Below are 19,852 nucleotides of genomic sequence, written 5' to 3'. Positions count from 1 at the left end.
ATTGTGCATGCCATTCGAATACATCAGCCAGGTGACCCGTCGGTCTTAGTTTATGAAGACGTTGCCAATCCAGAGCCGGGTCCTGGAGAAGTGCGTGTCCGTCTACGGGCAGCGGGAGTTAATCACCGGGACATTTGGGTTCGCCAAGGAGCTTTTGGCGCCTTTCCCGAGCCTTTGATTCCCGGATCAGACGGAGCCGGTGAGATTGATGCATTAGGGCCTGGCGCCCGTGATTATGCAGTCGGTCAAAAAGTGGTGATTAATCCGGGTCTCAGTTGTGGTCGATGTGTATTTTGCCTCTCCGGCCAGCAAAATAGTTGTCCGCATTATCGTATCCTGGATGGAACCTATGCAGAGCAAATTGTGGTGCCGGTGCAAAATGTGGTGCCAATGCCCAGCGGCTTGACGTTTATTGAGGCTGCGTCAATCGGTATCCCTTTTGTAACAGCGGAAGACTTTTTGACGCGTGCGCAAGCGACACCGGGACAAACCATTGTGATCTGGGGGGCCAATGGGGGTTTAGGTCTTGCGACTCTTCAACTGGCTCGCTTACGTGCCATGCGGGTCATAGCCGTGGTACGGTCCCAGACGTTTGTGGAACGCTTAAAACAACTGGGCGCCTCGGATGTTATCGTTTGGGATGGGGCTCTTCCCATTAGTCCGGAGGTGTTGACAATGACCCAGTCCAAAGGGGCAGACATTGTCGTAGATTCCTTAGGGCAAGCAAGCTTTTCGCAGTCTCTAGAGATGGTGCGGCGTGGTGGCACGGTGATTTCTGTCGGGAGTACGAGTGGAGGTAAGGTGCAAGTCGAACTCGGCCAAATTTTCCGGCGACGACTTACAATTTTGGGAGCTTACATGGGCTCCTCTGCGATTTTACCGCGGATTCTCCCGCTTTTTGCGCGCGGAGCATTGGTTCCGGTGATCGACCAAACCTTTGCGCTGGCAGATGCGAGTGAGGCGCACCGGCGAATGGAATCTCATGGTTTATTTGGGAAAATTGTCCTAGACATTTAACTTGCAGCTTAAATCAAAAAAGGAAAAGGGACCTCCTCATATCAGGAGGAGGCCCATGAATTCCATATAAGAGATCGGGTAGCGTTTACCGCCGTCCGGCCATTTGCTGTTCGGCCATTTCGATCATCTTGCGCACCATGTGGCCTCCTACTGCACCACATTGCCGAGAGGGAATGTCTCCCCAATAACCGTCTTCGACTCCTTGCAAGCCGAGTTCCCGGGCCACTTCGTACTTAAATTGATCCAACGCCCTGGCGGCGCCTTGCACGAGTGCGCGGTTACCAGTGTTGCTTCCACGCGCCATTTTTTCACCTCCGTCTCTCTAACATGGAGGTATTATTACCGGGCATTGGGCTCTTTACCCGTTTTTCTCTCGAATTGGGCATGCCAATTTTAGGTAGAAAAAAACCAGCCCAGAAGAACTGGGCTGGATATGCGGTATAGTTGTGTTATTTAGTCGGCAAAAATTTGCTACCTAAACTCACGGCAAACTGCATCAATTTTTGAACCTCTTTATCCTTCATGAGCCGCATCAAACCGCCGAGACCGCCAAGATGGGCAGACTTCGTTTCTGCCTCTTGCGATGCTTCCTTGACTTTTTTGAGAATGTCTGCGATATCGAATTTATTAGCTGTGTTGACAGCACTGGCAATATAATCATTCCACGGCAAGGCTGCCAGATTGGGATAAGCGACCAATACCCGCTGCAGAGACTTTAAGAGGCCGGTTTTGCGCAATAATACAGCGGTATCAAGCAAATCAGGCAATGTATCTAAAAATTCGCGATCAAAGATAATGCCCGATATCTTGACAAAGTCACTCGTGAATTCTGCTGTAATATCACTGTTTCGCAATAATCTGGCCAGTCGTAAAGCATCGGCTAATACTGCCGTGGTATCTGGATCGCTGGCTTCCGCAGCTAATAACGCCAAATTGTCCGGGCGAATTTGCTTCACGTTTTCAACCAAATTGCTAGAATTCAGGTACTCTAACACGCTTTGAATGACGGGTCCGAGATTCAGCAAGGGGGCTAGCCCTTGATAATACGTGACCACGTCCATGACACGATCTAACAGGCCGCTCTTTTGAAGCTGGACAAGCAGATCGATGTAATTTGGCAGTACCTTAAGCAAATCTGGATTGTTCAAAATCGGTGCGGTTTGATTGACGAACTCCGTTACTTGTCCCAAAAAGTCTGGAGGAGCTTCTTGGGTCACATAGCGCAAGAGCGCAATCATCGCACTGAGGGCTCGTGTCTTACTCGCTTCTTCGCCTAAGGACAAGACTCCCTTGAAATCAACTTGACTCACATCTTCAGCAACGTTCAAAAGTTTTTCGGGAACAACTTCCTGCCAAAATTCCGGAACTTGGCTGGCGAGTTGTAATAACATGTCCAGTTGCTGAAGGAGGCCGGAGCGGTGAAGTGTGGTTAACGTCTCCGCCGCGGCCTTAAGGGATTGAGGCAAGTCGGATGGGAGAGTCTGACTCAGCGTCAAGACATTTTCGGTAAGAGCGGAACCAAGGCCTGTTTTAAGGCCTTGGTCGACGGCTTGGATGAGCTCGCCGAGGCGTGCTAAACCCTGCCATTGTTCTGGCGTCAGTTCAATGGGCTTGGGAGTCTCATTTTCGTTCGCCACTTTATTTACGGCCATCGCAAGCGCTCCTTATTTCCAAATTTTACTGCTTAGCTGAGTTTTTGAATCAAGAAGTCTGCCGCAGGAATTCCCCAGTCAGGCACTTTGCCTTTGGTACGGAAGAACATCTCTTTGTACTGCATCTTCATTAAGAATGGGATATGTCCCATCTTTAAGCTAGACTTGGTGCCGCCATACCAGGTGTCAGAGTTGATAGCAAAGGCCTGGTTACCACCCATATCACCAATGCAGTTCACAACAAAGTGCATCGGGACATTGGCTTTTTCAGGAGACATGCGACCCATATCCATGGCAATTTGCTTACCAACGGTTTCTGCACCCATGTGGGCAAGGATTCCTAACTTCGGCACTGTTACCGCTGCGGCATCACCACACGCAAAAACGTTGCGGTATTTCGGATTTCTCGTGGTCATGTCGGTTAACACGAAGCCTTGGTCGTCAGAAATGGGTAATCCACGCATGAAGTCATGAGCTTGCCAGTCAGGGAAGATAATCTTGAGTTCGGCTTCAAGCGATTGCCCATTTTCAAATTCAATACCATCTTTAGTAATGCGTTTGATGTCTTTGGTATTGTTCATGTAGTGATAACCCATGGAGCTGGCAATGCCTAAGAGAGCGTTAACAATTCCGACACCGGCATCTTCCGCAATGATTTCGGCCGGCGTAAATACCGTAATCTTTTCAGGGCCTCCAAGACCATGGCTTTGCAACCAGTGTCCAAAGGACAGCATGACTTCCACAGGCGGTCCTTCACAGGCGGCTTCAGCCGTGGGGACGAGGTCTTTGGTCATAGTGCCTTGGTGAAAACGGGCCGATCCGACTGCGACCGGGCCTCCTTTGTATTCATTCTGTAAGAATAAGCGTAGCTTTTCCCCGTAGAAGGTGTCACTGACGGTATGTCCATATTCAGCAAAACCTTCAATTTTATCATACGCTAAACGGGCTCCGATAGCTACGACTACATAATCGTAGTGTATTTTTTCAACGGCTGCACCGACGCGCTCCGTCGGAACAAATTCCACCGTTTGTGCATCTGGATCCAAGGCTTTGACTTCACCTTGAATGAAGCGTATGTTATCTTCATGTAATGCATCGACAACGGGCATGTGTAGGGAAAGCATGGGATTGCGGTTTTCAAAAACTTCATAGGGGATATTGGGGACAAACAGTAAATACGGTTTGCGGTCGATTACTGTGATGTCCACGGTGTCTTTGGCGAATTCACGAATCTTTTGCGCGGCACCTAAACCGGCAAAGTTCGCACCAAGAACCACAACATGTGGTTTGCCCATGATTAAACCTCCTTACATTCCGGTTAGACCGGTGTTTCAAATCGTTATTAATGGTAATCATGTACTATGGGGCTCTCTATCGTACTTTCGAAGCAATGTTGTAAACGAAAAGGTTAAATTGTTCCACTATACAACTAGTCATAATGAGCTATATGATTAAGAGGCATAGCCATTGTTGAAACCATTTAGGAAAAGTATCACAAATAGTAAAAAAAAACTACATACATATAATGAAAAAAGCAGTATCATGCTAATGGCTGTTTAGAATATTGGTGTATTTGTGCGGCATGACAATATCATTAAAGAAGGTTATACAATTTCCCGCTTTATGACCCTGCACGGGAAAGAACGGGAACGAACTAGATAAGAACGGGTAACGAGAGAACAGAACGATATGAACGGGAAAGACTAGTCGGTCAGTCTATGACCTAAGGAAAAACAATGGTCAAATAAAACTGACAACACAAAAAAAGATAATACGAAAGGAAGTGACATATCGGTGAAGCGGCGTTGGAATCTTAATCTGGCCTCGAAAAGTTCGGCGGTCATATATTTAATCCTGATCTTAACCTTTTTGGCACGCGCTAATTCATCGATGATGCAATCCAATAATCCTTTGTATGCCCATTCTTTGGGAGCGCAACTCGCTGAAGTGGGTCTGACCACTTCAGTATATGCTGTGGTAACCATGATGGTGCGTTTTGGTTACAGCGCACGTGTGAATTTGCATGATGTACCGCGGGTAATGACTGTTGGATTTGTATTATTGACATTAGCTATTTCCGGCGTGCTTCTTAGCCACAACTTTGTGGAATTTTTGTTAGCGGTAGCGCTGGCGGGGGTGTCTACGGCCCTTATCATGCCCCATTTGCTTTCACTTATGGGCGCCTTATCTCCCCAAGAAGACCGTGAAAAAAATCTGAGTTACTATTCCTTGGCGCTGTCCACGAGTTTGGTTGTGGCACCGATTTTAGGTACGTTGATTTTGACGCATGTGGCCTTAAAAGGCTTATACGTGCTGTTATTAACATTTGCGTTGATTGGATTAGGCGTTATGGTCTTCAATTATCGCCGGTTTCAGCAACGGTTGTTAAGGGATGAAAAACCTAAAGGTTTTAAATTACGTTCAGCCCTATCAGATTTAGTCCATAATCCCACGTATATGCGGAGTTTCGCGTCATTGTTTTTGTTTAATTTATCGTTTGCCGCGGCGATGTCGTATGGAGGTTTGGACGTTAAGGACCGTTTTGGACTAAGCTATAGCTTGGTTGAATTGGTGCTAACAAGTTTCTTTGTCGCGTCGTTACTAGGACGTCTAGTCGTCTCCCGTTTCGTTCGTCAGAAAAAACTCGAACGCAAAGCGACCTGGATGTTTTGGTCTTTAGGCATTGGCGGAGTGGGTCTAGGATTGATGGGATGGGCTCCATCCTTGATTGTGTTTCTTATAGGATTTTGGCTGTTGGCTTGGCCGCATGCCGTATTATTTCCTCTTGTCTCCATGCGGATTGCGAGTAGTGTTGACCGCCACCTTCTCGTGGCCGCCAATACCATTGCGCAATCGTCATTTGATCTTTCCGGCACATTTGGTCCTCTGGCTTTAAGTCTCGTCATTAGCCGGGGACACATTGGATGGGGATTTTGGCTTATCGGAGTCATTCAATTTGTGGGCATGGGTATTATGGCAACAGAAGCCCGCAAAGAATTCCTGATGAAACGGCAAGTGCGTGATTCTGAGGGCCTTGCGGGATAGCGGCGAAGTATCTACCAAAACCCTTCCACCTTGTCGCAGTTCATTATCGTCAACGTGGAAGGGTCTTTGGCTTTCCGTCACGTTTTGGGCTGTTTACGGCAAAATGGCAATAGGTTTTTGACGAGTCACAAGCCAATTCGAATTATGCGGAAAGTTGCACCATGGCTAAGGGCCCATTGGAAAATATCGGTATGTGTGTGGAAATGCGGCCAGAATTGCGCCAAAGGGGGCATGAACACGATGTCAGGGTGTCAGTCTTTGTGTATAGAGGCAGCAGTCAAAGAGAAATGGGCATTTGGCCATGAACACTGTGAAGATTGATAAGGGAGTTTCATCCCCAATAACATGGTCTTTGGAATATTAGCGGGTATGAGAAATCACTGGTGATGATGAGTTCAACGCTGTTGAAAATAGGAATGCAGTCTTAGTTATCATCGGGACATTCTTGAGATGACAGAGGCAGTTTGATCACAAAGACGGCTCCATGTTCGGGTGGTGTTCGATTAAACACTTCGACCTGGCCATTCATGGCATGCGCTAGTGCTTGAACAATGCTAAGTCCTAATCCGCTGCCACCCGATTTCGAGGTACGTGAAGGATCCCCACGGAAAAACCGATCGAAAATATGTGGCAAATCGTCCTCGTTGATTCCCGGTCCGTCATCGATGACTTCAATTAGTCCCTGGGAACCGTCACGCTTGATGCGGATCATAATCGTCGAACCTGGTGGTGTATAGCGACTAGCATTTTCGACGAGGTTTAACAGCATTTCGGTTAAACGGTCTTTGTCGGCATCAACCACCACAGGAGATGTCACGATTTGCAGAGCATGATCGCGCGTTAGACGTTCAATCAGCGGCATGCAACTATTGAGCCATTCTTCTAGCGAAATCGGATGCATAGAAAGAGCTGTTTCGTGTGCGGTGTCGAGGCGCGAGAGCGTTAATAACTGGTTGACAAGGCGCGCCATGCGTTGAGCTTCTTGTCGCATGGCTTGAAATCCCCGTTGGATTTCTTCTTCGGTTAGATTGTCTTCAGACATTAAGGTAAGAAATCCATTCAGTGCTGTTAAGGGAGTTCGTAATTCATGGGAAGCATCGGCGACAAATCGGCGCATTTGCTCAGACAGCATTTTTTCTTGATCGAGCAAATCTTTTATGGCTAACGACATGACATTAATAGCGTCGCCTAATTCTCCGAGTTCTTTGGGAGGATTTTTCAACATTGTGGTATGGCCAATTTCTCCTTGAGCAATTCGGACCGTGCTATCACGAATTTGTTTGAGGGGGACCAGACTATGTTTGACCGATAGCGATCCCAACCAACCGGTAATGGCTAAGGACAAAAACCCGAGGAATGCGAATAGTTCTATGTCCCGGACTAATATCCGGTCTAAGGAATTGGTTGCCGCTAATAACCAAACATAGCCCGAAGGATGGGCCAAAGAACCCAAAGGGGCATCGACCACAATATGGTGGTGCCATAGAAAATATGTGTGCGTGACGTCCAAAGGCGGAACGACTTGTGTGGTGAAGGGGGATGAACTGGCGATAAGCAAGCCAAAACGGTTGGTAATAATAACGTCCACACCAGGAGACTGAAGCCGTGTCACCAATAAATTGGCTAATGAATGGAAATTGAGGGCGCCATGCTTAATCATGGCGTGATGGATGATGGGCGCCAAAACCGTAATCTCTTGGTGGAGCGAACGGGCCTCAGAATGGAAGAGGACAAATCGCAATGCCAAGTATTGGCTAATTCCAATAATTATGAGCAAGATGGCTAAAAGTAGTATTTGTCGTCCAATGAGTTCATCGGTTAAAGTCTTTTGCGCCATGGAACTAACTTCCCAGCCGGTAGCCAAATCCTCGAACGGTCTGGATCAGTTTTTTCGCCCGGTCTTGTAACTTTTCTCTCAGGCTTGATATATGGACTTCAACCAAATTATCATCGCCAGGATAATCATAACCCCATACATGTTGCAAAATTTGTATTTTGGACAGGACAATACCGGGATTTAGCAATAAATAGCGTAACAGCTCATATTCTTTGGCGGTTAAGTTTACCGGTTCATCATTCAAAAACACTTTATGGCTCGCATCATCCATTTTTAGGGGGCCGAACTTCAGATCATGATTTTGATCTGGGTGGACTCGTCTGAGCCCCGCTCGAAGGCGGGCGACTAATTCGTCAAAATCAAAAGGCTTGATCACGTAATCGTCAGCGCCCCCTTCGAGACCTAAAATGCGATCGGACACCGCATCACGTGCGGTCAGCAATAGAATGAAGAGATGGGGGTCTTGGCGTAATTTACGACTTAATTGAAAGCCATCCTCCCCTGGCATCATCACATCGATCACGGCTGCATGCGGCTTGAAACTCCCGACCTTTTGCAAGGCTTCTTCGCTATCCTGGCAGGTTAGAACTTGGAAGCCCCGATGCGATAACCCGATTTGTAAGACATCCCGGATAACTTCTTCATCGTCAACAACGAGAATGCGGTGTGTGTCCATACCGTGTTATTCTGACTCCTTGTCTAAAGGATATGGCGATAAGAAATATTCTCCGGTATCCCATCCGGCACGCGCAATAACCCGGTTTAATAAAGGCCGGTCACTGTTAAGCCATTCGGTTTCCTGGGCAAAATCCGGTGGGGGCGACGGTAGGTATTCACTAAAATAGGTGTGTAAGGCGATGCGGACATTAAGGTGCGCAGCGATTTTATTCGCTTCTTGGACTGTTAATTCACTAAAAGGAATGGCACGGCCAATAAGCGCTTGTGTGACATCAAGCTCGTCAACAAAATTCTCGTGTTGCACTTCATGGTATTTGTCTAACAGTTCATTTAGTCGTTGTTCCTGATATGATGTTAGTGGTCGGTCTTTCGCATAGCCCCACGAACGTAAGAATGCCATAGTTTCTCACCCTTTTTTATAAACTCAAGACATGTGCTTACCGTTATTGTGCCTTGTTATAAGAAAAGTGTCTAGATTTCGTCCTTGAAATTTCCCCTGTACCCTAAGAGCCTTGTACAATAAAAAGTACTGCACGCGTTTTTTCGCGGATAAGCCAAGGAGGCCTGTTCATGAAATTCGCCCAAAGCTGGCGATCTATTGGCGTATCGCTTGTGGATCAAATTGACCAGCTGTCTGTGTATGAAGTCAATGACTGGATTCGTCATTGGCGCACTCATAATCTTCCATTGAGCGAGTTATCACGGGCTTTATGGCAGTTTGTGGTCAGTCCCCGTGTCCGTGAAAATGCCGATATGCTGTATGAACGCATCGACATGGGAAGAGCATTACTGAGTCTCAATACCAGCTCTTGCACTACGGGGTGGGCCGTTGTGACCCGTCTGATTCAAAGGGCCTTAGTCATGCTCGGGCAAAAACGCATTCGAAATACCTTACGAACCTCGGGACAGGGAGATCTCAAAACGGCTTGGTTGACGGGTTCGCTGCGGTTGGCGGAGTGGCATACTGAGCGTCAACTGCGTCTTTCTGGTCCTCAATCGGTTTTGGCCTTAACTTTACCACATGGCATGCCGCAGCCAGTCCTGACATTTTTGCCATCATTGTGGCAAATTAGTGTCCAGTTGGGACAGTGGTGGCCGCCCATCCTTGAGGTTCCGGATTTCCGTTTGGCCACGCGGGCCCAAGCCCAATGGGTCTCCTCTTCTCACCGTGTGACGCCGCTTGTGCCGAAAACTGAGTCAAGCGGGGTTCGGGCTTGGGATCCCGTAAAATATGTCCTCGACATTATTCAGTCTTTTCCACGGTCTGACACTCTGACCGGAAATCTCTTGACTTGTTATACCCAAGACATCACCGGGGCCTTATTAGACCAGATAGCAAGGAGCACGTCGGGGCTTAGTAACCGGCGGCTTGCAGCACTTTTAATCGAAGTATCGGCCCAGCTAATACAACTCAGTCCTACCATCCATCACAGTGATCAGTTCTCCCGACACCTGTTAGCCCTTTCCGATTGGCTGGGCATCTCACGATTTGCCTGTTCTGAGCAAGATGAGCGCCTAGCCATTTGGGGGGCATGGGGATGGTTTTTAGCGGTATCAATGGCCTATTTGGAGCCAACAACAGGAGGCCTGGATACATTAACCCGAAAAACTCTTGAGGACTCTGATCATTGTGACGAACAAGAATTGTGGCAAGCCCTGACCGATCATAATGAAAAAGACGCGGTAGATCTCGCACGGAAATTGGGCGACGTCTATCAATTCTGGCAAGCTATTGAAGATGAAGCGCTGGTCAGTCTATCACCGGCAGGTTTGCGCATGGTTTGGGCCTATAAGCCATGGCTTTCCGATAAACCGTTTCATAGTGCATGGTTACCGGCCGTGGTTCGGATTATGGTTCGAGAGCCTCAGGGGATGACGATTCATGACGGCGAATAAGCTCCTGGTCCAATGTCTGTAACGACACATTGAAGCGGGCAAGGAGAACACTTAGGTGATATAACAAATCACAACTTTCCCACACTAAGTCGGCCCCCTCCGTATGAGAATCGGTGGCAGCGGCCACAATCACCTCGATAGCTTCTTCGCCAATTTTCTTTAACAACCGTTCTAGTGGTCCTTGTAACAGTTGGGCCGTATACGAGTGCTCTGGATCCGCATTTTGACGCTCACGAATATATTGATAGAGCCGAGCCAGGGGATTGGGACCATCCTCGGACCCAGGGCTATTATCAAAGCACGATGCGGTATTTCTGTGGCAGGCGGGATTATCATTGGTCACGACATAAAGAAAACTGTCATTATCGCAATCGGGCAGCACTTCGGCTACAGTTAAATAATTTCCGGAGGTTAGCCCCTTTTCCCACAGACTCTGGCGGGAACGGCTGTAGAAGTGCGCTCGTTTTGTCTTGCGTGTCAGTTCTAGCGCCTCATCGTCGGCAAATGCACACATTAAAACTTGGCGGGTCGTAGCCCTTTGAACGACTACGGGATAAAGAATTTTTCCTGCTTCATTTATAACGGCCACCTGATATCCAATCCCTTCTCAAATAAAGCTGCTTTAATTTCGCCAATGGTTAGTTGTTTTTGGTGAAGCAATGATGCTAATAAGACCGCCTGCTGTCCTTCCTCAATGGCTTCGGCCAAATGTTCAATGCTTCCGGCACCTCCTGAGGCAATGACGGGCCGATGAACGATTTGGCGGGCATAACGGAGCATAGGCAAATCATAACCCCGTTGCGTGCCATCATAGTCAATGCTTGTTAGAAGAAATTCTCCTGCTCCTAAATCTTCGGCTTGTTTTAACCATGATCCCAAATCATAGCGGGTACGCGTGCGACCTCCGTGAACATAAACTTGATAGTGGTCGCCCTCGAGCTTAGCATCGATCGCCACGACCAGACATTGTTCACCCCAACGGGTCGCCACTTGCTCTAGAATCGTGGGGTTTTCAAGACCATAGGTATTGATAGACACCTTGTCGGCACCATGTTCGAGTAATTGTTCAACGTGACGGATAGATCTTATACCGCCACCGACGGTCAACGGAATGGATAGGGAATCACGGGCTCTTTGGATCAGGTCAAGACTTAATTCCTGGTCTTCCACTGTGGCAATAATATCCAACCAGACGAGTTCATCGGCACCATCCTCACAATATTTAACGGCCAGTTCTACCGGATCCCCCGAGTCTTGCAGGTCATTAAAATTTACGCCTTTGACCACTCGTCCGTGTTTGACGTCTAGACAGGGAATAATGCGAGGTTTAACCACTCTAGAACACTCCTTCCCATTGCGATAAATCAATTTGTCCGCTGAGCCAGGCCTTACCAATTACCGCGCGATGGATTCCCAACTGTTGTAACACAATCAAGTCCTGGTCGGCGCGGATACCTCCGCCTGCCCCAATATCGCCGGGATAGTGCTCGACAATCTCTTGCCAGAAGGCCCTATTGATGCCCTGCAACGTTCCATCCCGGGAAATATCGGTGACATTGCATAATGTATACCCCAACTGATAAAGATGTTTCCAGAGTGCGACCGCATTGCCTCCCTCTTTGGTCCATCCTTCTAATTTGGCCTGTCCCTGAGAAATATCGAGGCTAGCAACAAGCTGGTCGGGACTGAAACGTGTCAAGAGTTCCTTCGCCCAGGCGGGATCTTGCAGTAATTGTGTGCCGAGGACAACACGCCGGGCTCCAGCACCTAAAGCCTGTTCAATGGATGTTTGATCGCGAAATCCACCGCCCACTTCGACCGCAACATCATGACGGCTTAACTGTTCCAATAAGTTCCATGCTGTAAAATGTCCCGTGCGGGCACCATCGAGATCGACTAAATGGATACGGCGGGGCAATTGTCCAAAGCGCGTTTGAAACACTAATAAGGGGTTATCGCTGTAGCGAGTTACGGCGTGATATTGTCCTTGTTCCAGACGCACCATATATCCATCAAGCCAATCGACGGCTGGCCAAATTTCCATGAGGATTCTCCACCATTTCTAAGAAATTACGTAAAACTTGAGCACCCTTTACACCGCTGAGTTCCGGATGGAATTGCACGCCATACAAGGGAGGGGCCTCAATAGCCACCGGGAACTCCTCATAATACTGGGTAAACCCACGGACAATGGATGGATCTTCAGGCAAAATGCGGTAGGTGTGAACGAAATAGAATGTATAAGGTGCTGCTAGGCCTTTCCACAAAAAAGGATCCGGGGTCACATCAACGGTATTCCAACCAATGTGGGGGAGAATCGGGGCTTGAATTTCTGGAACCGATCCCTTGATCCAATGAAGTCCTTCTCCGCCTTCGGCCCCCTGATCGAAGAACAATTGAAGTCCTAAACAAATGCCCAAGATTGGGGTTTGAGCATCATAGAGCTCGTTAAGCCAATTAAACAGCCCATGATCCTTGAGCCGATCGATGACAGAGGCCAAGGAACCGACTCCGGGAAAGATTACCGTATCCACAGGTTGAATATCGTGGGCATCTCTTATCACCCGCGGTTGTTGACCGAGGCGTCTTAAGGCCGCTAGCAAACTGCCTAAATTTCCATTGCCATAATCGATGACAGCAATCTCCATATGCTTAAAGCACTCCTTTGGTGGAAGGTACATCGCCATCTGGACCTAATTGAATGGCTTCATATAAGGCTTGCCCTAACGCTTTGAACGTGGCCTCATAAACGTGGTGGGCATTTTGCCCTGCTTGGCAGACAAGATGCAAGGTGATGCCACCATTTTGGGAAAAAGCTCGAAAGAACTCGGGCCAGACTTCAGCGTCGATGCCATTAATGGGGCGATCCGGAAACTGTCCCGCCCAATATAATCCGCCTCGTCCTGAGATATCGAGAGCGCACAAGACCAAAGCATCATCCATCGGTAAATAACGCTGGCCAAAGCGTTTGATTCCACGCATATCACCTAAGGCTTCCCGCACCGCTTGCCCCATGACAATGCCCACATCTTCAATGAGGTGATGGGGGTCGACTTCAACATCGCCATGCCCGAAGATTTGCCAGGCAATATGTCCGTGTTTAGCCATGGCTGTCAAAAAATGGGTAAATAACGGTATATTGGTTTCAATAGTGGTGGGGGATTGACTATCTAAATTGACGAGAACCCGTACTTCCGTTTCTTTGGTCACCCGCGTAATTTCTTGTTGTCTCATCATTGTGAGATCCCCTGTGACGCTTTTCGTATCCAACGGGTGCGCAGCGATTGTTCATGAAACTTGAGTCCCTCTAAAGATGCGAGCACCTGCCCAGCACGTAGAAATTCTTCAGGTAAGTCATCATCTGTGGCAATAATGGACATGCGTCGCATAAAGGTTCGGGTTGACAATCCCCCCAAAAACCGTCCGGTTCCGCCTGTGGGCAAGACATGACTGGGACCAGCGACATAATCGCCTAAGGCTTGGCCAGCCAGCCAACCGACAAATAACGCGCCAGCCGTTTTGATGTCAGCAGCAAGAGATTCAGCATCGTGGCCAATGAGACCCAAATGTTCGGGTGCAACCTGGTTGGCAAAACGGATGGCCTCTTTAGGACTGTCCACCGTTATCCAATCAATTTGGCCTAATATGCCTTTATGACCTGTGGTCCACTGCGCAACCATGCTTTGCACGGTCTTGATGGCTACCTCATTCCAAGATACGAAATAGGCATGGGCATCGGGCGCATGTTCGGCTTGAGCGAGCAAATCCAATGCGGCAACTTCGGCTTCTTTCTCGTCAATCTCTCCGGCAATAACCAGAACTTCCGATGGACCGGCAATCACATCAATTCCCACAACGCTTTGCCGGAACAATTCTTGCTTCGCTTGAGCGACAAATTGGTTGCCTGGCCCTGCAATGAGATCGACCGGAGCAAAGCCGTCAAAACCATAACCCATGATGGCAATGGCTTGAGCACCGCCTAAACGCAGGACAGTACGGATGCCTGTAATCTTTAAGGCATAAACCCAAAGGGGATTAGATTCTAATGGTGAACGAGGGGCAATAGCCGCGATGAGTTCGTTGACTCCGGCCACCTGAGCGGGGATTGCCGTCATTAATAGGCTGGATACGAGAGGATATTGCCCATTAGGAACATAAATTCCCACCCGGTTTAATGGCACTAATCGCTCTTCTAAATGGAGGCCTGGAACCGGATCCACTTCGGTCGAGGATGGCTTGGTGGCTTGATGAAATCGGCGGATTTGATTGGCTGCAAAATCAATGGCGTCTTTTTGCTCAGGATCCAAAGACGGGTCCGGGAGGCTTGTTACATCGACTAAAACATGATCAGGCTCGAGCCGAACACCATCAAATTGTTCCGTGTATTCTAAAGCCTTAGGTAATCCCTGCTGTTTAATATCGTCAAGAATTTGACGAACAGTTTCTTGAATGGAATTCATCCTTTTCTTCCTTTCGCCGTTGCGAAACCTAAAGATTTTTTCTTAGTCCTCCTGTTGGAGTAGGTGCCTAACGTGTTCTAGTTCGGGCTTTGTTCGCCAGTGCGAGGCGTTGGCAATAAGACGTGCACTGGATTCCAAAATTGTTGCAATTTCGGTCAACTGGTGTTGACGCAAGGTGTTGCCTGTATCTACGATATCGACAATATACGGAGCCAAACCAATGACGGGTGCCAGTTCTAGACTCCCTGAGAGGGAGACCATTTCCACTGGATGTCGGTGAATTGTAAAATATGTCTGGGCAATCCTTTGATATTTGGTGGCAATACGGGTCGGACCTTCTGGCCATTGATTTTTTTGACCAGCCAGGACCACACGGCATTGGGCAAATTTCAAGTCCGCGACTTGCAAAACATGGCTATTAGGATATTCCTCCAATACGTCTAGTCCTACGATACCTAAATCGGCAATCCCCATTCCGACCAGCGTAGGAATATCCCGCGCCCGGGCAATGAGCATGCCGGGGCGTTCGGGGCTGGGAGCAAACCATAATTGCCGGCTCTCTTCATCAACGGGCCACAACAGTCCGCTTTGTTGCCACAACGTCTTAGCTCCTTCGAGAATGCGGCCTTTAGCGATTGCGACAGTGACATTTTGAAAACTCATGACATTAACGACTCCATTTCTTGGCCGACGGCGTGATATAAGGGGTCGAGATAGAGAGTAAAGCCGACGCCTTGCCAGGATCGGCCATTGATTTCTTGAACAAAGCGGCCCCCATTCAGTACCGGCTGGCCCACATCTTTAAGATACAGGGAAAAGACGAGATCGGTATAATAGGGCCAATTTCCCGTTAAAGACAAGTCCCATCTTGTTTCGACGTGTTGATGCACAACCTGTTCTAGCCGAGATAAATGATCAAAGTCTGCTTCCGGCAAGGTTTTGCGCAGATTATCCAGGAATTCCTTGTAGGGTTTAGACAATAACAAGCGTCGGCTTTTAGGCGTGGTATGGGTCATTAAGGATTCGGCGGTGACCAAATTTCCCGAACGCAGTGCCTGGCGGATTTGGGTGACGATAACATCCGGAACCGATTCCCTGACCAAAACCTGATTGAGCAAACCTAAATGTCCCATAACCATTAATGTGCGTGAAGCCAAACCAGGCCAGGTGGTAATCAGCCGCATAATCAGTTCGAGTGCTAAAAGTTCATGCTGGGGCCCCCCGGCTCCCAATATTTCTACATCAATGGTTTCAGCCCATCGTCCATAACCCGGATCATAAACGGGGCCTAGTGAAAAGACCTGTAAGGGGAACTGAATATGACTTTCAGGAAAGGAAGACAACAGTTCCAAAATCGATTGTGTGTGATCTTCTCGGTAATGACCCGCTTGTGCGGGAGCTGTAGGCACCGGATAAAATCCTTGAGCCAAAAATTGATTAATGACCATCATCATCAGTTCATATTCCCGACGATTTTGGTTCAGCCATTCGTCCATGAAAACACCTCATTACATTAGCGATTCAGCGAACTAAAGAATATGTTTACAGTAACCTAGTTGCAAACAATTGTCAACGTTCGCGCACGCGATCAAAGGCATTGAAAAATCCTTCAAGAATGGGAATAGGAGCAACGGTTATGCGTAGGTGATCAGGGAGTCCAAAACTTGTCGCTGGCCGTGTCACGTAGCCCATCATTTCTAAGTGTTGAGCCCACTTTTCGGCATTGTCATGCAGATCAATAGTAATGAAATTAGCGTGGGATGGCCAAAACGAATAACCCCGCTGGCGGAATTGCTCCGCCATATAGGCTCTGGCGGCGAGGGTTTCTTGGCGAACTTTGGCCACGTATTCTTGATCGGACAGTGCCCCTTGGGCGGCCATATACGCGACCCGGTTAACCGAAAAAGGTTGGCGGACTGTTCTTAGCGACTGGATAATGGGCACAGGAGCGGCAGCCCATCCGATGCGCAACGCAGCTAACGCGTAAATTTTCGATAAGGTGCGCACCATAATGACCGGACGGCCTGCTAAAATGTCTTCACGCAACTGGGCATAGCTAGGATCTTCGACAAATTCATAATAGGCTTGATCGACGACAACAAGTACCGACGAGGGAACATGCGCCAAAAAATCGTTCCATTCATCTTGGTGGAGAATTCCCCCAGTCGGATTGTTGGGGCTGCAGAGGAAGATAATGCGTGTTTGGGGGGACAAATGAGACAGAGCTTCATCGAGATCGGGAGCTCCTTGTGAATTTAATGGAATGACAATGGGAGTGGCGCCCGTCAATAATGTTCCATGGCGGTATGCAGAAAAGCTAGGAGCCGGGAAAATTACCTCGTCGCCAGGACCGGCGAACGTGAGGGCGATGAGCTGCAAGAGTTCATCAGCTCCATTTCCCGTAATAATGTGATCAGCGCTTAAGCCACTCAAAGACGCTAACAACTCATAGACTTGAGATAAATGCGCTTCAGGATAAAGAGACAACTGGGTTAAAGCATTCTTGGCTGCGTCAATGGCGCGGGGCGAGGGGCCCCAGAGACTTTCATTGGAGGCTAATTTGATGGCTTCAATACCTGTATCCTGATATACGGATTCAATTGACCGCCCCGGTACATAAGGGCTTAAGGATAAAAGACTGGTTTTGGGCTGGACCACGAGACATACCGCCTTCCTGCTATATGGTCGACTCATTTTGTGAAACAAGCATATGCTGATTTTTGGAGGAAAAGCAAGAGAGAACGACAGCTGTGATATGGATATGCTCGGGGATTACAAACGACGCCGTCTTGCGCATCCCAAAATGTCCGGGCTCATCTTTTGAGCAGACGAAGAAGGCTCGCATTCGGTTAAGTTCTGTTATACTAAATTTGGTAGGAATGGCCTAGCTTACATTGTTTTTGGGTTTTATAAGGTTAGGCTGAAGAAAAGTTTGCTTAAATCTCTGACTTTAACTTAGACAGGAGGATGTTTAATGGCAGAACAACGTCCATATCGTGATCTCAAAGAGAGCTGCTTGACCATGGAGGGTATCAGCAAAGAAGAGATTGAGCAGCATTATGGGATTTTATATAAGGGTTATGTTAACAAGCTGAACGAAATTCGCAGCAAGATGGAAACCGTGGATTTGTCCACCGCCAACCAGTCTTACAGTGAACTGCGCGGATTAAAGACCGAGGAAACCTTTTGCTTAAACGGATCAAAGTTACATGAATGGTATTTTGACAACTTAGGTGGAAAAGGCGGAGAAGCCTATGGCCGCATTCGCGAATTGATTGAACGGGATTTTGGATCCTATCAAAAATTTGAAGCCGAGTTTAAGGCCACTGGATTGGCGGTTCGTGGTTGGGTTGTTCTGGCTTATGACTTGGATGATGAAAAACTGCATATTTATGGTCAAGATGCGCACAATGTGGGCGTGCCTTGGGGAGCATATCCTCTCTTTGTTCTCGACGTGTACGAGCATTCTTACGGCATTGACTATGGTGTGAAGCGGGCTCCATACATAGAGGCATTTATGAAGAATGTTGACTGGGATGAAGTCAACAAGCGCCTCGAGAAATACCACATCTAAGTTGCTCGCATTAGCTATTGTCATCGCAAAAAAGCCCAGGATGATTCTGGGCTTTTTTGCATACACTTAGGCAGTGTGAGATTTTCTTGAAAAGCTTACAAGCCATATTGACAGTATGATAGATCCATTCATATACTTAACATCGTATTGACGAGTTTTCGTCAAAGTGCACGCTGTTTGTAAACTTACGAGGGGGATTATATGGTGAAAGCTGAGGATGTGTTACGAACTATACGGGAAAAGAATATTGAAATGATTGACGTGCATATCATTGACTTGCCGGGAACGTGGCAGCATGTGACAATACCGGTTAGTGAAGTTGATGAGGATACCTTTACTAATGGAATACCGTTTGACGGTTCCAGTCTTCGAGGTTTCCGCGGCATTGAAGAAAGTGACATGTTAATGATTCCTGATCCTGACACCGCTGTGGTGGATCCGTTTGCAACGGTGCCGACGTTGAGTTTGGTAGCGGATGTAACAGATCCTCAGCATGTTCCCTATCAACGTGACCCGCGCCGGATTGCACGGAACGCGGAAGAATATCTTAAGGCATCTGGAATTGCGGATGTGTCCTATTGGGGACCAGAAATTGAGTTTTTCATTTTTGATTCCGTCCGCTACATTAACCAAGGTTATCATGCGGCATATCAGGTCGATTCCTCCGAAGGATTTTGGAATTCCTTTGCGGAAGGCAGTCTAGGACACACCATCCGAACCAAAGAAGGGTACTTTCCTGTTCCACCCTTGGACAGCACAGCGGCCTTACGAACGGCCATGGTCAAAGCGTTACAAAGTGTAGGTATTCGCGTGGAAATGCACCACCACGAAGTCGCTACGGCCGGTCAAGGAGAGATCGACTTACGCTTTAACACCTTGACCAAACAGGCTGACACCGTGATGATGTACAAGTATGTATTGCGGAATGTCGCTCAGCAACATGGTAAGACCGTGACATTTATGCCCAAGCCCATTTATGGAGACAATGGCAATGGCATGCATGTTCACCAGTCCCTGTGGAAAGACAGCAAACCGTTATTTTACTCGGAAAATGGATATGCGCATATGTCACCGCTTGCATTAAGTTATATTGCCGGTATTTTAAAACATGCGCGGGCCATTTTAGCCTTTAGCAATCCCTCGACCAATAGTTATCGACGGTTGGTGCCCGGGTTTGAAGCTCCTGTGAACATTGTGTTTTCGCATGGAAACCGCTCAGCTGCTATTCGAATTCCTGTCAATGATCGTCCGCAAGCGAGCCGTATTGAATTCCGCACCCCCGATTCCACATCGAACCCCTACTTGGCATTTGCTGCGATGCTGATGGCAGGTCTTGATGGGATCCGGCAAGGTTTAGATCCGGTGAAGGAAGGCTTTGGGCCCTTAGACAAGAACATTTACGCACTAAGCAAGGCCGAACTTGCCAATATCCAAAGTGTGCCCGGTTCCTTGTCCGAATCACTTGATGCGTTAGAGCAAGATCATGCATTCTTATTGGAAGGCGGCGTATTCTCCGAAGATCTGATTCAAACATGGATCGATTACAAACGCGTCAACGAAGTGAATGCCGTTAATCTTCGACCGCACCCGATGGAATTCGAATTGTACTTTAACAGCTAAAACATTGTTAACAGGGCGCTTCCGGTTGGAAAGCGCCCTGTTTGTTATTGCCTATTGAGTTGGGAAAAAACCT

Annotated in this window: 20 protein-coding genes; 5 read left to right on the top strand and 15 right to left on the bottom strand. The window is 48.0% G+C overall.

Going from position 1 to position 19,852, the window contains the following annotated elements; all coding sequences use genetic code 11:
* Positions 1 to 3: 3 nt before the first annotated feature.
* The gene (locus AOA63_RS16845) at positions 4 to 1,017 is read left to right on the top strand and encodes an alcohol dehydrogenase catalytic domain-containing protein (RefSeq protein ID WP_053960948.1); all 1,014 of its coding nucleotides are present in this window, start codon (positions 4 to 6) and stop codon (positions 1,015 to 1,017) included.
* An 85-nt stretch (positions 1,018 to 1,102) separates the two neighbouring features.
* Here AOA63_RS16845 and AOA63_RS16840 read toward each other — a convergent pair whose 3' ends face one another.
* The 3 genes from AOA63_RS16840 to AOA63_RS16830 all read right to left on the bottom strand — a co-directional run bounded on the left by AOA63_RS16840 (position 1,103) and on the right by AOA63_RS16830 (position 3,964).
* Positions 1,103 to 1,321, bottom strand: coding sequence for an alpha/beta-type small acid-soluble spore protein (locus AOA63_RS16840; protein ID WP_020376423.1), 219 nt, complete (start codon positions 1,319 to 1,321; stop codon positions 1,103 to 1,105).
* Positions 1,322 to 1,466: 145 nt separating this feature from the next.
* The gene (locus AOA63_RS16835) at positions 1,467 to 2,669 is read right to left on the bottom strand and encodes a hypothetical protein (RefSeq protein WP_053960947.1); all 1,203 of its coding nucleotides are present in this window, start codon (positions 2,667 to 2,669) and stop codon (positions 1,467 to 1,469) included.
* 32 nt (positions 2,670 to 2,701) lie between these two features.
* Positions 2,702 to 3,964, bottom strand: a complete 1,263-nt coding sequence (locus AOA63_RS16830) for an NAD(P)/FAD-dependent oxidoreductase (protein ID WP_053960946.1) — start codon at positions 3,962 to 3,964, stop codon at positions 2,702 to 2,704.
* Positions 3,965 to 4,463: 499 nt separating this feature from the next.
* On the opposite strand from AOA63_RS16830, the gene AOA63_RS16825 reads away from it, so the two are divergent.
* Entirely contained in the window at positions 4,464 to 5,714 is a 1,251-nt protein-coding gene (locus AOA63_RS16825; RefSeq protein WP_053960945.1) for an MFS transporter, read from the top strand.
* A gap of 424 nt (positions 5,715 to 6,138) precedes the next feature.
* Here the strand turns inward: AOA63_RS16825 and AOA63_RS16820 are convergent, their stop codons facing one another.
* Genes AOA63_RS16820 through AOA63_RS16810 form a run of 3 tightly spaced genes read right to left on the bottom strand, consistent with a single transcriptional unit; the run spans position 6,139 to position 8,629 of the window.
* A complete protein-coding gene (locus AOA63_RS16820; protein ID WP_053960944.1) occupies positions 6,139 to 7,551 on the bottom strand; it encodes a sensor histidine kinase in 1,413 nt (470 codons plus the stop codon).
* Positions 7,552 to 7,555: 4 nt separating this feature from the next.
* A complete protein-coding gene (locus AOA63_RS16815) occupies positions 7,556 to 8,227 on the bottom strand; it encodes a response regulator transcription factor (RefSeq protein WP_053960943.1) in 672 nt (223 codons plus the stop codon).
* A gap of 6 nt (positions 8,228 to 8,233) precedes the next feature.
* The gene (locus AOA63_RS16810; RefSeq protein ID WP_053960942.1) at positions 8,234 to 8,629 is read right to left on the bottom strand and encodes a hypothetical protein; all 396 of its coding nucleotides are present in this window, start codon (positions 8,627 to 8,629) and stop codon (positions 8,234 to 8,236) included.
* Between the two features lie 170 nt (positions 8,630 to 8,799).
* Here AOA63_RS16810 and AOA63_RS16805 point away from each other — a divergent pair, with 170 nt between their 5' ends.
* The gene (locus AOA63_RS16805) at positions 8,800 to 10,125 is read left to right on the top strand and encodes a hypothetical protein (protein WP_053960941.1); all 1,326 of its coding nucleotides are present in this window, start codon (positions 8,800 to 8,802) and stop codon (positions 10,123 to 10,125) included.
* Here the strand turns inward: AOA63_RS16805 and hisIE are convergent.
* From hisIE to hisC, 9 genes are all read right to left on the bottom strand, one after another.
* On the bottom strand, positions 10,079 to 10,714 hold the full coding sequence (gene hisIE, locus AOA63_RS16800) for a bifunctional phosphoribosyl-AMP cyclohydrolase/phosphoribosyl-ATP diphosphatase HisIE (protein WP_053960940.1): 636 nt from the start codon (positions 10,712 to 10,714) through the stop codon (positions 10,079 to 10,081). The genes AOA63_RS16805 and hisIE overlap by 47 nt on opposite strands.
* The gene (gene hisF / locus AOA63_RS16795) at positions 10,702 to 11,460 is read right to left on the bottom strand and encodes an imidazole glycerol phosphate synthase subunit HisF (RefSeq protein ID WP_053960939.1); all 759 of its coding nucleotides are present in this window, start codon (positions 11,458 to 11,460) and stop codon (positions 10,702 to 10,704) included. Before hisF ends, hisIE begins: the two co-directional genes overlap by 13 nt.
* Before the next feature lies 1 nt (position 11,461).
* Entirely contained in the window at positions 11,462 to 12,169 is a 708-nt protein-coding gene (locus AOA63_RS16790) for a HisA/HisF-related TIM barrel protein (RefSeq protein WP_053960938.1), read from the bottom strand.
* Complete coding sequence (hisH, locus tag AOA63_RS16785) at positions 12,138 to 12,773, bottom strand: imidazole glycerol phosphate synthase subunit HisH (protein ID WP_053960937.1); 636 nt, start codon at positions 12,771 to 12,773, stop codon at positions 12,138 to 12,140. The genes AOA63_RS16790 and hisH overlap by 32 nt, the downstream gene beginning before the upstream one ends.
* Before the next feature lie 4 nt (positions 12,774 to 12,777).
* Entirely contained in the window at positions 12,778 to 13,362 is a 585-nt protein-coding gene (hisB, locus tag AOA63_RS16780; RefSeq protein ID WP_053960936.1) for an imidazoleglycerol-phosphate dehydratase HisB, read from the bottom strand.
* Positions 13,359 to 14,585 (bottom strand): histidinol dehydrogenase, encoded by a 1,227-nt coding sequence (hisD, locus tag AOA63_RS16775; protein ID WP_053960935.1) that lies wholly within the window; start codon positions 14,583 to 14,585, stop codon positions 13,359 to 13,361. Before hisD ends, hisB begins: the two co-directional genes overlap by 4 nt.
* A gap of 42 nt (positions 14,586 to 14,627) precedes the next feature.
* Complete coding sequence (hisG, locus tag AOA63_RS16770) at positions 14,628 to 15,248, bottom strand: ATP phosphoribosyltransferase (RefSeq protein WP_053960934.1); 621 nt, start codon at positions 15,246 to 15,248, stop codon at positions 14,628 to 14,630.
* Positions 15,245 to 16,081: an ATP phosphoribosyltransferase regulatory subunit gene (locus AOA63_RS16765; protein WP_053960933.1), complete on the bottom strand. Its 837-nt coding sequence runs from the start codon at positions 16,079 to 16,081 to the stop codon at positions 15,245 to 15,247. Before AOA63_RS16765 ends, hisG begins: the two co-directional genes overlap by 4 nt.
* A gap of 73 nt (positions 16,082 to 16,154) precedes the next feature.
* Positions 16,155 to 17,243 carry a histidinol-phosphate transaminase gene (hisC, locus tag AOA63_RS16760; protein WP_053960932.1) on the bottom strand — a complete coding sequence of 363 codons (1,089 nt, stop codon included), beginning with the start codon at positions 17,241 to 17,243 and terminating at the stop codon, positions 16,155 to 16,157.
* 316 nt (positions 17,244 to 17,559) lie between these two features.
* Here hisC and AOA63_RS16755 point away from each other — a divergent pair, with 316 nt between their 5' ends.
* The gene (locus AOA63_RS16755; protein WP_053960931.1) at positions 17,560 to 18,159 is read left to right on the top strand and encodes a superoxide dismutase; all 600 of its coding nucleotides are present in this window, start codon (positions 17,560 to 17,562) and stop codon (positions 18,157 to 18,159) included.
* A gap of 201 nt (positions 18,160 to 18,360) precedes the next feature.
* On the top strand, positions 18,361 to 19,779 hold the full coding sequence (gene glnA / locus AOA63_RS16750; protein WP_020376405.1) for a type I glutamate--ammonia ligase: 1,419 nt from the start codon (positions 18,361 to 18,363) through the stop codon (positions 19,777 to 19,779).
* The last annotated feature ends 73 nt before the right edge of the window (positions 19,780 to 19,852 follow it).

This window comes from Sulfobacillus thermosulfidooxidans (assembly GCF_001280565.1).
Classification (GTDB): domain Bacteria; phylum Bacillota; class Sulfobacillia; order Sulfobacillales; family Sulfobacillaceae; genus Sulfobacillus; species Sulfobacillus thermosulfidooxidans_A.
The sequence above is the reverse complement of the archived record's forward strand: the minus strand, read 5'-3'. Positions and strand labels throughout refer to the sequence as shown.